The organism is Brevibacterium mcbrellneri ATCC 49030, assembly GCF_000178455.1.
GTDB lineage: Bacteria > Actinomycetota > Actinomycetes > Actinomycetales > Brevibacteriaceae > Brevibacterium > Brevibacterium mcbrellneri.
In genome coordinates this window covers 15,240-28,983 of the sequence record NZ_ADNU01000006.1, presented here as the reverse complement: position 1 = coordinate 28,983, position 13,744 = coordinate 15,240, and the positions used below count along the sequence as shown (strand labels likewise).

General features: G+C 57.7%; 7 protein-coding genes. 4 read left to right on the top strand and 3 right to left on the bottom strand.

What is annotated here, in order from left to right:
- Both HMPREF0183_RS00405 and HMPREF0183_RS12700 read left to right on the top strand, forming a co-directional pair.
- Positions 1 to 845 (top strand): HAD-IC family P-type ATPase (locus HMPREF0183_RS00405; RefSeq protein ID WP_005881567.1); only part of this gene is annotated, 845 nt, incomplete at its 5' end.
- Between the two features lie 335 nt (positions 846 to 1,180).
- Positions 1,181 to 1,357: a hypothetical protein gene (locus tag HMPREF0183_RS12700; protein WP_005881562.1), complete on the top strand. Its 177-nt coding sequence runs from the start codon at positions 1,181 to 1,183 to the stop codon at positions 1,355 to 1,357.
- A 27-nt stretch (positions 1,358 to 1,384) separates the two neighbouring features.
- Here the strand turns inward: HMPREF0183_RS12700 and HMPREF0183_RS00400 are convergent, their stop codons facing one another.
- Positions 1,385 to 4,405 carry a hypothetical protein gene (locus HMPREF0183_RS00400; RefSeq protein ID WP_040347508.1) on the bottom strand — a complete coding sequence of 1,007 codons (3,021 nt, stop codon included), beginning with the start codon at positions 4,403 to 4,405 and terminating at the stop codon, positions 1,385 to 1,387.
- Between the two features lie 139 nt (positions 4,406 to 4,544).
- A complete protein-coding gene (locus HMPREF0183_RS12695) occupies positions 4,545 to 4,745 on the bottom strand; it encodes a hypothetical protein (RefSeq protein WP_005881560.1) in 201 nt (66 codons plus the stop codon).
- A gap of 379 nt (positions 4,746 to 5,124) precedes the next feature.
- Here HMPREF0183_RS12695 and rpoB point away from each other — a divergent pair, with 379 nt between their 5' ends.
- Positions 5,125 to 8,607, top strand: coding sequence for a DNA-directed RNA polymerase subunit beta (rpoB, locus tag HMPREF0183_RS00395; RefSeq protein ID WP_040347505.1), 3,483 nt, complete (start codon positions 5,125 to 5,127; stop codon positions 8,605 to 8,607).
- 42 nt (positions 8,608 to 8,649) lie between these two features.
- Positions 8,650 to 12,525, top strand: a complete 3,876-nt coding sequence (locus HMPREF0183_RS00390) for a DNA-directed RNA polymerase subunit beta' (RefSeq protein ID WP_005881557.1) — start codon at positions 8,650 to 8,652, stop codon at positions 12,523 to 12,525.
- 138 nt (positions 12,526 to 12,663) lie between these two features.
- Here the strand turns inward: HMPREF0183_RS00390 and HMPREF0183_RS00385 are convergent, their stop codons facing one another.
- Positions 12,664 to 13,689, bottom strand: a complete 1,026-nt coding sequence (locus tag HMPREF0183_RS00385) for a 6-phosphofructokinase (protein WP_005881555.1) — start codon at positions 13,687 to 13,689, stop codon at positions 12,664 to 12,666.
- Positions 13,690 to 13,744: the final 55 nt, after the last annotated feature.

Below are 13,744 nucleotides of genomic sequence, written 5' to 3'. Positions count from 1 at the left end.
AAATCCGTGCAACTGGTTTCAGCGCCGCCTCCGGCCGGGGGGTCCGGGCCACTGTCGATGGCGCTGAGATCCTCGTGGGCGGGCCGAACATGCTGCGCGAGTTCAACCTCACCACCCCGGCCGAGCTTACCGACACCACCAGCGCCTGGACCGGGCGTGGGGCCGGTGTGCTCCATATTGTCCGCGATGGTCAGATCATCGGTGCGGTGGCCGTCGAGGACAAGATCCGCCCCGAATCCCGCGCCGCCGTGAAAGCCCTGCAGGACCGCGGGGTGAAGGTCGCGATGATCACCGGTGACGCGCAGCAGGTGGCCCAGGCGGTTGGCCAGGACCTGGGGATCGATGAGGTCTTCGCCGAGGTCCTGCCCCAGGACAAGGACACCAAGGTCACCCAGTTACAGGAGCGTGGCCTGAGCGTGGCCATGGTCGGCGACGGTGTCAACGACGCCCCCGCTCTGACCCGCGCGGAGGTCGGTATCGCCATCGGGGCCGGCACGGATGTGGCCATGGAATCCGCCGGAGTGGTCCTGGCCAGTGATGACCCGCGGGCAGTGCTGTCGATGATTGAGCTCTCGCAGGCCAGCTACCGCAAGATGATCCAGAACCTCATCTGGGCCTCTGGCTACAACATCCTCGCCGTGCCACTGGCCGCCGGCGTGCTCGCCTCGATCGGGCTCGTGCTGTCCCCGGCCATGGGCGCGATCTTGATGTCTGCCTCGACCATCGTGGTCGCCCTGAACGCCCAGCTGTTGCGCCGCATTGATCTGGATCCGGCCCACCTGGCTCCGGCCGAGTCGGAGGAGGGACACACCACGCCTACTCCGGCATCCACCGCCGTCCACTGATCCACTACTTCGCTCCACTGCCCCCATATGACCCTGAAAGGCTCCACGATGAAGCGCACCCTTGTTCGGGGATGCGGACGGATTCTTGGAGGATTCCGTTATGAGTCGTTCGTATACCAAGGAGCAGCGGCGTGAGGCTTTTCGGGTTTTTAAGCGTACGAAGTCGGTAACTAAGACAATTCGTGAGCTTGGTTATCCTGGGCAACGGACGATGCATAGGTGGGTACGCGAGGGTGTGAAACCACGACGTCTGCGTAAGCAAGCGAAGGCTTCGGCCTGTTAGTTTAGACTGAGAACAGTTGCACAGGCGTAACCGAGTAAAGCTGAGGCGGGTTATGAACAAGCGACCAAAGACCTACATTGCAAGCATTCTCGCGGTGCTTGGAGCAGTTTTCATCGTTTTGGCCCTATGGCTGACCGAGTTCGCATGGGTTCTGTGGGTGCTCGCCGGTTTGTCGTTTGTAGCCGCAATTGTTGTCGCTTCACGCAAATCATCCGACAGAACCGACTAACCCACGCTGATCTGGCCTTTCGAAGCGTCACGAGTTCGGCGGGCGGAACCGGTCGCTTGAGTTTCCTCCCTCGGGGGCGGGCCGTCTGTGATAACCCTGCTGTTGCGGAGGTTGTGGGGGAGGATTGAAAGGTTCCCGCGCCTGCGGTTGATGCGGAGGCTGTTGCCGTTGCACCTGCGGAGGTTGTGGCACCTGCGGTGGCTGCGGAACCTGCCGCCGAGGTGGTTGAGGTGCCTGCGCGTGCTGCCGGTCCTGAGTGTCACCGAACGGCTGAACCGGTTGTTCTGAGTGCGCATCACCCTCGGGCTTCCGATTGCCACGTAGCAGCATCCACACAACGACACCGATGATGATGAGCGCAAGAACAACCAACACCAGCCAGACCACGTCACGGAACAACCACACGGCTGAAAGAGCCAAGGTTCCAACGGAACACCACACCAAAACTGGTCGGTTGGTAAGCGCACCCATGATGAGAAAGAACACCAGCCACGACAAGAACACCGCCGTGTAGAAGCCACCTGAGATTAGCGCCACCAACAGGCCAATGAACGTCATGAGCCCGAACGTGACATACAACCTCACCTGCGTACCAACGCGACGGGAGGCAAGCCAGGGGAAACCACCTCGGCTGCCATACACCCACGCCCAGAACAGTGCGGTGAGCGCCACGATGTGCAACGGCACATAGAAATTCCAGCGCACCAGACCGCTGAACGAAACCGCCAGCCCCAACGCACCCACATAACTGGCGATCTCAAAGAACACCGCACGGTGGCGACTCACCCGCACAGCAGTCATGACTGTGGCAGCGACAGCCAACAAAATAAGTCCCACGACAACCCGGGCAAACGACGGAATCGGCACCGCGGAACTATCGATGAAGGCTGCAGGTAGCAACGCGCCCAGCAAGATCAGCGTCGCGGCAACCAAGCTTGCAAGAGCTTTCCGCTTAACCAGCACCTGCACCCAGTGAACCGCGTACAAGATTGCCCACGCAATAATGTTGGCGAGCACCATGTGATTAGTCCCCTCAAGGAACGTGGACGTGACAGACAACGCAAACGCTGGGACCGTGACCATCGTTGCCAAAATGAACCACTGAACCCGCAAAACGTGAGTCACGTACACAATCACTGCGGTCGCCAAGACGCTCGCTATTGTGAAGAAGTACCAGTCTTCGAACTTAGGCGCTACAGCCCCAACCGCGTGTACGCACACCGCGACCGCACACAGAATGACAAACACCGGTGCCGGGGACGGCCTGAATGAAGCCACAGGCCCGTGCTGAGCACGCTCGGCATGCTTAGTCCTCGCAACTACCACCCGGCGTTGGTGTTCAGCACGGGTCAGGCGACGTGCCACTTCAAAACTCACAAGCAACGCCACCAGATCAACCACGGTCGCAGTCACAAACAGGACCGCATAAGGGAAGTTTGGGGCGAACGTGATCATCAAAGCGTTCACCGCGCCCAAACCAGTCACTATCAGACTCGCAATCGCAGAATACTGCGCTCGCCGGTAACGGCCACGTGCGTACAGACGCGCGTACGCCACCATGAGGCCAGCTGCCAAAAGAGCAAAGAAAGCAAGCGAAAGAGGGCGGGAGAAAATCCAGTTCCACGAGTCGCGACCGCTATGAATGACCGCGTCGACGCCAAATGAAAAAGTGAAAAGCAGTGGAACTGCGGACAATGTGAACAGGCCTGAACGCACCAGAAAAGCCAGTCCCACGACCACCAAAACCAGCACAAAAAGGACAATGAGGTGCCACACCTGCATCCCATAAAACAGGGCAAGAAAAGCCGGTGCGAACGCGCTCGCAGGGAAGACCGCTGTGTAAAACGGCGAGGCGACACGAAGGCGGCGGCGACTGCGACCTCGGGGACTGACAATCCATCCGGTGAACAACGCGTCAGCCACGACGAAAAGGCCCACTGCCATGACGTAGCAAATGACGACCGCGGACTTATCGTCGCCAATGAAATGAGCAACAACGCACGCGAGCGACACGGCGAACATCACGGCTGAGCCGTAACCCAAAGCGCGTTGCAGGGGAGTATCTGTTGCCACAGCGAACAGTATGTGCATCGCAGCGAGAGCAGCGAAAATGATCCCAGCAGGGATATAGAGCCTGCCGTCAACGGCTTCGATTCGGAACCCCGTGACCGCTGTGCCCACCAGGAAACACGCGGTTGTCACGATATGTGCGGTCAAGCGGAAAGAAGTATTCGCTCGACGGATAAGCGCTTCCACCACGTGCCACAGCCCAACAATGAGGAACGCAAGGCCGGTAGCGAACATAATCGCATCGTCTGTATCGCTGATCAATTTAGTCACGGCGTTTGCCGTCAGCGCGATCGTAAACGCCCCAGTTACACGAGCAACAATGGCCTGCCAGCCCCAACGGTTTAGGCTCGCGGAAAGGACATAGAACAGGGTCAGAAGACCAAACAGAATTGCCCATTGGTACGTGGCAGGGAACGGCTGCACGAACAGGCACGCGACCGCAGACGCGGGCGCCAGAATCTCACCCAAGAGCATGTGTGGGCGCACAAACCGTTTAGGTAACCGGTTGCGACCCAGCGCCCCAATAAGAGCGAAAACGGTGGCCGTCGCCATGAGCCCGTAGAAAAACGCCACAGGTGGCAACGCTGCGAAGTTCACAATGGACAGCACTAACGAACCCACGAACAGCAAGCCGAACCACATGATCGTTTCGGACTTCAACAGAATCGCTGCCAACACATACGCGATAACGCCCACCAGCGACGCCGCAAACCATGCCACCGAACCCGGAATGGAATCACTTGCGCCCAACAACCCGGCCGCAATGGGAAGCAGCGCGATTCCCAGGGCCACCAACGCAAAACCAACAGGCTTGAGCCGGGCAGACAGGGCGTGAATAACAAGGCCCGCTACATACGAAAGCGCCGCGACAACCCCAATTGCTACAGCGCGCACGATCGGTGACCCAGTCACACTCGCGAACGTGATCGCAGCGGCGATGAGGAACAGGCACGCCACACCCAGAAGAATGTTAGGCATCCATGCGGTTGAAGGCTGCTGTTTCTGAGCTGTCTGGCGGGGGAGCGGTGGCTGCTGACCGGGCTGGCTTGCTCGTCCTGGCTGACCGGGATGACCAGGTTGACCCGGCTGACTAGGCGGGCTCGCCTGCGGAGGGCCGTCAGAAAAACCAGGGTAACCGGAGTGCGCGGAGTTCTGTGGGGGTTGCGGGGGTGGCGGTCCGGATCCTGCGTGGGTTGTGGGTGGTGGAGTGGAAGGCCCCGGCCGAGGTGGTTTCTGGCTGGCCGTGCGTGTTCTGGCTGACGCTGTCGTGGCGTTCAAAACTACGCCCGCCACAAGCACGGTAAGGACGCTGATCCACGAAAAAATTAGTAGCCAACCAAGTGTCACGTCTGTCACTCCCTTTCAGCCAGAAATTTAGCATTGGGATTGCGCGGAGAATGCGTTATCCACAGGGGGAGGGGCGGTTCGTTGCAGATTTGTCTCAAAACACGTGAGTATCCACAACCTCGGGTCACCGCGACTCGACATCGCATGCTCACCAGCGCGAACGAATCCCTCGTACACACATGGATTTCTCAAGAAAGGTGAAAAGAAAGAACCATACCACAACGATCTTGCGCGGTTTGGTATTCGCGGTTAAACTGGTGGTTTGCGTTGCGGTGACTTCATTTTGCCTTCATATAGCGGTGGGCGTGAACTGCAGCGCTCGGAGATACAACCACTGTGGAAGGATCCCATTGGCCGTCGCCAACGAAAACACAAGGACCGCTAACCCGCCCAAGCGCGTTTCCTTCGCCAAGATTCACGAACCACTCGAAGTTCCTAATCTGCTTGGTCTGCAGATCGACAGCTTCGACTGGCTGATCGGAAACGAACGCTGGCAAGACCGCGTAGCAGAAGCAATTGAAAATGGAGACGACTCAGTTGCTACTACCTCGGGTCTTGAAGACATTTTTGAAGAGATCTCGCCGGTAGAAGACTTCTCTGGAGCAATGTCGCTGTCATTTAGCGAACACCGCTTCGAGCCACCCAAATACTCGATCGACGAGTGTAAAGAACGTGACATGACGTACTCGGCGCCACTCTTCGTGATCGCCGAATTCATGAACAACAACACGGGTGAAATTAAATCCCAGACCGTGTTCATGGGTGACTTCCCGCTCATGACCGACAAGGGAACGTTCATCATCAACGGAACCGAACGTGTTGTCGTTTCCCAGCTGGTGCGCTCGCCAGGTGCGTACTTCGAGTCCGTGCCGGACAAGACCTCGGACCGCGACATCTACACCGCAAAGATCATCCCGTCCCGCGGTGCTTGGTTGGAGTTCGAAGTCGACAAGCGCGACCAGGTTGGTGTGCGTCTGGACCGCAAGCGTAAGCAGTCGGTCACGGTTCTTTTGAAGGCTTTGGGCTGGACCGAATCACAGATCCTTGAAGAGTTTGGTGAGTTCGACTCCATTAAAGACACTCTGGCCAAGGACACGGTCAGCACCCGCGAAGAAGCACTTCTGGACATTTACAAGAAACTGCGTCCAGCAGAACCAGCAACTGTTGACGCTGCTGAAACCCTTCTGCGCAACCTCTACTTCAACCCCAAGCGTTACGATCTGGCCAAGGTGGGCCGTTACAAGATCAACCGCAAACTGGGTGTCGACGAGGCTCTGACCGAATCGGTTTTGACGGTTGACGACATCGTTGCAACCATCCGCTACATCGTCAGCCTGCACGCTGGCAAGGAAACCATGCCAGGTGTGCGCGATGGCCAGAAGGCTGACATCCGTGTGGCGCTCGACGACATCGACCACTTTGGTAACCGCCGTATCCGCGCGGTTGGTGAACTGATCGAAAACCAGGTGCGCACTGGTCTGTCGCGTATGGAGCGTGTGGTCCGCGAACGCATGACCACTCAGGACGTCGAAGCGATTACGCCTCAGACGCTGATCAACATCCGCCCTGTGGTTGCTGCGATCAAGGAGTTCTTCGGAACCAGCCAGCTGTCGCAGTTCATGGACCAGAACAACCCGCTTGCGGGTCTGACACACAAGCGTCGTCTGTCGGCTCTTGGTCCTGGTGGTCTTTCACGTGACCGCGCAGGTATGGACGTGCGTGACGTTCACCCGTCGCACTACGGCCGTATGTGCCCCATTGAAACCCCTGAAGGCCCCAACATTGGTCTGATCGGTTCGCTTGCGTCCTACGCCCGCATCAACCCGTTCGGTTTCATTGAGACCCCGTACCGCAAGGTTGAAAACGGTGTTGTCACTGATAAGACGCAGTACCTGACGGCCGACGACGAACTGGAATTCAACATCGCGCAGGCTAACGCCCCGCTGACTGAAGACCAGAAGTTCGAAGAAGAGTTCGTCCTCGCCCGCCCCATGGGTGGTGGTGGAGAAGCTGATCTGATCCCAGCTGACGAAATCGACTTCATGGACGTTTCTGCACGTCAGATGGTGTCGGTTGCAACCGCTCTGATTCCGTTCCTCGAACACGACGACGCTAACCGTGCTCTCATGGGTGCGAACATGCAGCGCCAGGCTGTTCCTCTGGTGCGCGCCCAGGCGCCTTACGTTGGTACGGGTATGGAATACCGTGCGGCAGTTGACGCTGGTGACGTCATCACAGCTGAAAAGGCTGGTGTGGTGACCGAGGTGTCCGCTGACTATGTGACCGTCATGAACGATGATGGAACTACCACCACTTACAAGGCTGAGAAGTTCCGTCGTTCCAACCATGGAACCTCGTACAACCAGCGCATCATTGTTGACCAGGGTGACCGCGTTGAGGTTGGAGCAGTTCTTGCTGACGGACCATCCACCGAGAACGGTGAAATGGCTCTGGGTAAGAACCTCCTTGTGGCATTCATGTCTTGGGAAGGTTACAACTTCGAAGACGCGATCATTCTGTCGCAGCGCATGGTGCAGGACGACGTCCTTTCGTCGATCCACATCGAAGAGCACGAAATCGATGCTCGCGACACCAAGCTGGGTGCTGAAGAGATCACTCGTGACATCCCGAACATCTCACCCGACGCTTTGGCTGAGCTCGACGAACGAGGCATCATCCGGATCGGCGCGGAAGTCACCGACGGCGACATCTTGGTGGGTAAGGTCACGCCTAAGGGTGAAACCGAACTCACTCCAGAAGAGCGCCTGCTACGCGCGATCTTCGGTGAGAAGTCCCGTGAAGTCCGTGACACCTCGCTCAAGGTGCCACACGGTGAGACCGGTACCGTCATTGGTGTCAAGGTGTTCGACCGTGAAGAAGACGACGAACTGTCACCAGGTGTCAACCAGCTGGTTCGCGTGTACGTCGCACAACGCCGCAAGATCACCATCGGTGACAAGATGGCTGGACGTCACGGTAACAAGGGTGTCATCTCCCAGATCCTTCCGATCGAAGACATGCCGTTCATGGAAGACGGAACGCCTGTCGACGTCATCCTGAACCCACACGGTGTTCCTCGTCGTATGAACATTGGGCAGGTTTTCGAAATCCACTTGGGTTGGATCGCCAACCAGGGATGGCACATCGAAGGTAACCCCGAATGGGCCAAGGAACTGGCTGACGGTAAGTTCGAATTCGACGCTGAACCGGGCACGAACGTGGCAACACCAGTGTTTGACGGTGCGCACGAACACGAACTGCGCGGTCTGCTTGACTCAACTCGCCCAAACCGCGACGGAGATCGTCTGATCGACTCCACTGGTAAGGCACGTCTGTTTGACGGACGGTCGGGTGAACCGTTCCCGTTCCCGATTTCGGTCGGTTACATGTACATGCTTAAGCTGCACCACCTGGTCGACGACAAGATTCACGCGCGTTCGACAGGACCGTACTCCATGATTACCCAGCAGCCTCTGGGTGGTAAGGCACAGTTCGGTGGTCAGCGCTTCGGTGAAATGGAAGTGTGGGCACTGGAAGCATACGGTGCCGCGTACACACTCCAGGAACTGCTCACCATCAAGTCCGACGACATTCCTGGCCGTGTCAAGGTCTACGAAGCGATCGTTAAGGGCGACAACCTTCCTGACCCGGGAATCCCGGAGTCCTTCAAGGTTCTTATCAAGGAAATGCAGTCCCTGTGCCTCGACGTGGAAGTGCTGTCTTCGGATGGCCAGTCAGTTGAGATGCGAGACGACGACGAGGTGTACCGCGCAGCTGAAGAGCTGGGCATCAACCTGTCGCGTAACGAAGCAAACACCGTCGAAGAAGTCTGATCTACCTGAAATTTTGGCCTAACGGCAAGAAAGAGGATTCACGTGCCTGACGTCAATTTCTTTGATGAGCTGCGCATTGGCCTGGCGACCGCGGACGACATCCGTCGCTGGTCACACGGCGAAGTCAAAAAACCTGAAACCATTAACTACCGAACCCTGAAGCCGGAAAAGGACGGTCTTTTCTGCGAAAAGATCTTCGGTCCTACCCGCGACTGGGAGTGCTACTGCGGAAAGTACAAGCGCGTTCGCTTCAAAGGCATCATCTGTGAACGCTGTGGTGTGGAAGTCACCCGCGCTAAAGTGCGCCGCGAACGCATGGGACACATCGAGCTCGCTGCTCCCGTGACCCACATCTGGTACTTCAAGGGTGTTCCATCACGCTTGGGCTACCTGCTCGACCTGGCTCCAAAGGACCTCGAAAAGGTCATCTACTTTGCGGCCTACATGATCACGTCTGTTGACGAAGACTCGCGTCACCGCGACCTTCCAACCCTGCAGAACCAGATCGACGTCGAGAAGAAGCAGATCAGCGACCGTTTGGCTGCTGACCTGGACCGTCGTGCCAAGAAGTTGGAAGAAGACCTCAAGGTCCTCGAAGACGAAGGCAAGACAGCTGCCACCAAGAAGAAGGTCGAAACCCAGGCCAACAAAGAAATGGCCAACCTGCGCCGCCACGCAGACCGCGAACTCGACCGTATCGAAAAGGTGTGGGACCGTTTCAAGAACCTCAAAGTCTCAGACCTTGAAGGTGACGAAGCGCTCTACCGTGACATGGTTGCCCGTTTCGGCATTTACTTCACGGGTGCAATGGGTGCAGAAGCGATCCAGCAGCGTCTGCGCGACTTCGACCTCGAAGGTGAAGCGGAAGCACTTCGCGAACTGATCAAGACCGGTAAGGGACAGCGCAAGACCCGTGCTCTTAAGCGTCTGAAGGTTGTCAACGCGTTCATGACCACCGACAACTCTCCAGAGGGAATGGTCCTTGACGCTGTTCCGGTGATCCCGCCGGAACTGCGCCCCATGGTGCAGCTCGACGGTGGCCGCTTTGCCACCTCGGACCTCAACGACCTCTACCGTCGCGTGATCAACCGCAACAACCGTCTCAAGCGGTTGCTCGACCTCGGTGCCCCCGAAATCATTGTCAACAACGAAAAGCGCATGCTGCAGGAAGCTGTCGACTCGCTGTTTGACAACGGACGTCGTGGACGCCCAGTGACCGGTCCCGGTAACCGCCCACTGAAGTCACTGTCTGACATGCTTAAAGGTAAGCAGGGACGTTTCCGTCAGAACCTGCTTGGTAAGCGTGTGGACTACTCGGGTCGTTCCGTGATTGTGGTTGGTCCTACGCTGAAACTGCACGAATGTGGTCTGCCCAAGGCTATGGCCCTGGAACTGTTCAAGCCGTTCGTGATGAAGCGCCTGGTTGACCTCAACCACGCACAGAACATCAAGTCGGCAAAGCGCATGGTGGAGCGCCAGCACCCACAGGTGTGGGACGTTCTTGAAGAAGTCATCACCGAACACCCAGTGCTGCTTAACCGTGCACCTACGCTGCACCGCCTGGGTATCCAGGCGTTCGAACCTCTGCTGGTTGAAGGTAAAGCTATCCAGATTCACCCACTGGTCTGTTCAGCGTTTAACGCGGACTTCGACGGTGACCAGATGGCCGTGCACCTTCCACTTTCGGCAGAGGCTCAGGCAGAAGCTCGCATTCTGATGTTGTCAGCAAACAACATTCTGAAGCCTTCCGACGGTAAGCCTGTGACCATGCCCTCGCAGGACATGATCATTGGTATTTACCACTTGACCTCACAGGTCGACGGAGCTGTTGGTGAAGGGCGCGAATTCTCCTCCGTAGCCGAAGCCATCATGGCTTTCGACCGTGGAGAACTCGACCTGCGCGCTAAAGCACGCATCCGGATCGACAACTTGGTCCCAGCCAAGGACATGGAACTTCCAGAGGACTGGACCGAAGGTCAGTCCCTGACCATCGAAACTACGCTGGGGCGTGCAGTCTTCAACGAGACACTTCCTGAGAACTACCGTTACGTCAACAACACGGTAAACAAGAAGCTCCTGTCGAAGATTGTGAACCGCCTGGCCGACTACTACCCCAAGGTGGAAGTCGCAGCGACCTTGGACAACTTCAAGGCAACCGGTTTCCACTGGGCCACCCGTTCAGGTTTGACCGTGGCGATGAGTGACATCGTGTCACCAGAAGCCAAGGAAGGCCTGCTCAACGACGCTGAAGATCAGTCCACCAAGGTTGAAGACCAGTACGCAATTGGTGCACTCACTGATGACGAACGTCGTTCGGAACTCGTGAAGATCTGGTCAGACACCACGGACAAAGTCGCGGAGGTCATGCAGGATAACTTCGACTCTGAAAACTCGGTGTACCGCTTGGTCGAGTCGGGTGCTTCCGGTAACTGGACCCAGGTGCGTCAGCTTGCCGGTATGCGTGGTCTGGTGACAAATCCTAAGGGTGAAATTATTCCTCGCCCAATTAAGTCGAACTACCGTGAAGGTCTGTCTGTACTCGAGTACTTCATCGCCTCGCACGGTGCTCGTAAGGGTCTTGCCGACACCGCTCTGCGTACCGCAGACTCCGGTTACCTAACACGTCGTCTGGTGGACGTTTCGCAAGACGTTATCGTCCGCACCGAAACCACCGACTCCAAGAAGGGCATTACGCTCCCAGTTTCGCAAGAAGCTGCAGACGGAACGCTCGAACCACACGAGTTCGTGGAAACCTCGGTCCTTGGACGTCTCACAGTCGCCGACGTTGTAGACGCGAACGGTAACGTGATCGTTCCAGCTAAGACCGACATCTCGACCGACGTGATCGACCTCCTGGTCGAAGCTGGAATCCGTGAAGTCAAGGTCCACTCGGTCCTCACCGCGGACTCCGACGTGCAGATTTCTGCTCAGCACTACGGCCGCTCCATGGCTACCGGTCAGCTGGTAGACATCGGTGAAGCTATCGGTACTGTGGCTGCTCAGTCGATTGGTGAACCTGGAACCCAGCTGACCATGCGTACCTTCCACACCGGTGGTGTTGCTGCCGGCGGTGGCGGTGACATTACGCAGGGCCTTCCACGTGTGACCGAGCTCTTCGAAGCACGTACACCTAAGGGATTCGCGCCAATCGCTGAAGCAACCGGACGTGTGAAGATCGACGACTCGCGCAAGACTCGTTACGTGATTGTGGTTCCGGACGACGGATCGGACGAGATCGAGCACGCTGTTGGACGCCGTGCACAGTTGCTGGTTGAAGAAGGCCAGCACGTTAAGGCTGGCGAGAAGTTGCAGATGGGTGCGGTTGACCCCAAGCAGGTTCTGCGCATCCGCGGTCGCCGTGAGGCTGAACGCTTCTTGGTTGACGAAGTGCAGAAGGTCTACCGCTCACAGGGTGTGGGTATCCACGACAAGCACATCGAAGTTATTGTGCGTCAGATGTTGCGCCGTGTGACCGTGATCGAATCTGGTGACACCAACCTGTTGCCAGGTGAACTGGTTGACCGCAGCCGTTACCAGGAAGAAAACAAGCGCGTCGTTGCTGAAGGTGGCCAGCCCGCATCAGCACGTGACGAACTCATGGGTATCACCAAGGCGTCGCTTGCAACCGAGTCCTGGCTTTCCGCCGCATCCTTCCAGGAGACCACGCGTGTTCTTACGGAAGCTGCGCTTGAAGGTAAGTCCGACCCACTCTTGGGTCTGAAGGAAAACGTCATCCTCGGTAAGCTAATCCCAGCCGGAACCGGTATGCACAAGTTCCGCGACATGATCGTGGAACCAACGGAAGAAGCTAAGCAGGAAATGTTTGCCAACTCCTACGGCGACTTCTACCCGGCTCTGGGCGGAGACGCTTCAACGATTCCGCTCGAGGATTACGACTTCGACTCCTTCGGAGGTTAGTCGACTCCCAGTTCTAGCCACGCACAGTGGCTAGAACCGGGCGGATAGAGCAAAAAGCGAGCGCCCCTGACCATCACGGTCAGGGGCGCTCAGCGTTTAGCTAGAGCCCAACACGCGCGAGCTGAGCCCAGAGAATCTCTAACCTAGGAGCACCTGCAGTTCATCCCACCTGGACTGCGGGACCTTCTTGAGGTTGTCAACAGCAAGCGCCATCTGAACAGACGTAATGTCCACACCCGAAAGGCTTGTCATGTACCCCCACTTTTTGTGGTGAACCAACTCAACGGCCGCCATTCCCAAACGGGTAGCCAGCACACGGTCATACGCGGTGGGGGAGCCGCCACGTTGCAGGTGCCCCAAAATCGTGGCGCGGGTCTCCACACCTGTTGCCTCTTCAATAAGAGGAGCCAAGTGATTGGCCACCCCACCCAAACGTACACGGCCGTGCTTGTCACGACCGGCGTCAGAGACCTGGTCATCGAGGTCCTCGGACACAAAACCTTCTGCCACAACAACAATGGGGGCACGACCTCGGTCCCGGGCGGAACGCACCCACGTGTAGATCTGCTCATAGGGGACCGGGAACTCAGGGAGCAAAACGGCCTGCGCACCGCCGGCCATTCCCGCGTGCAGCGCGATCCAACCCACGTTGCGTCCCATCACTTCCACAACCATGCAGCGGTGGTGGGACTCAGCAGTGGTGCGCAATGCGTCCAGCGACTCAGTCGCAATCGAAGCCGCTGTGTCGAACCCGAACGTGTAATCCGTGTTGTTCAGATCGTTGTCAATGGTTTTAGGGACGCCCACAACCGGCATGCCTTCGTCGTCGGCCAAGCGGGCCGCTCCGGCCAGCGTCCCCTCGCCACCAATCGCGATGATCGCGTCGATGTTGTGTTCCTTCATGACACGTTTCATCTGGTCCGGCCCACCCTGGGAATACGGGTGGGTGCGGGACGTACCCAAGATGGTTCCACCTCGGCCGGAAATTCCCCGGACGTCATGCGTAGTCAGCGGGGCGTAATCTGCCTCCAACAATCCACGCCACCCGTCTTTGAGCCCCACGAACGTGTCGCCAGTTTCACGCACGCCCTTACGCACCGCCCCACGAATGACGGCGTTGAGCCCGGGGCAGTCGCCGCCGGAGGTCAAGATTCCAATGTTCATACCGGTCTCCTTAGGTCTACTGCTGTTGCTAGTTGTTGGTTGCCGTTATGTGTTG

What these genes read in the sequence shown, in the direction of transcription:
- HMPREF0183_RS12700 (WP_005881562.1), top strand. Translation starts at nt 1,181, where the DNA reads ATGAACAAGCGACCAAAGACCTACATTGCAAGCATTCTCGCGGTGCTT.
- HMPREF0183_RS00400 (WP_040347508.1), bottom strand. Translation starts at nt 4,405, where the DNA reads ATGCCTAACATTCTTCTGGGTGTGGCGTGCCTGTTCCTCATCGCCGCT.
- HMPREF0183_RS00385 (WP_005881555.1), bottom strand. Translation starts at nt 13,689, where the DNA reads ATGAACATTGGAATCTTGACCTCCGGCGGCGACTGCCCCGGGCTCAAC.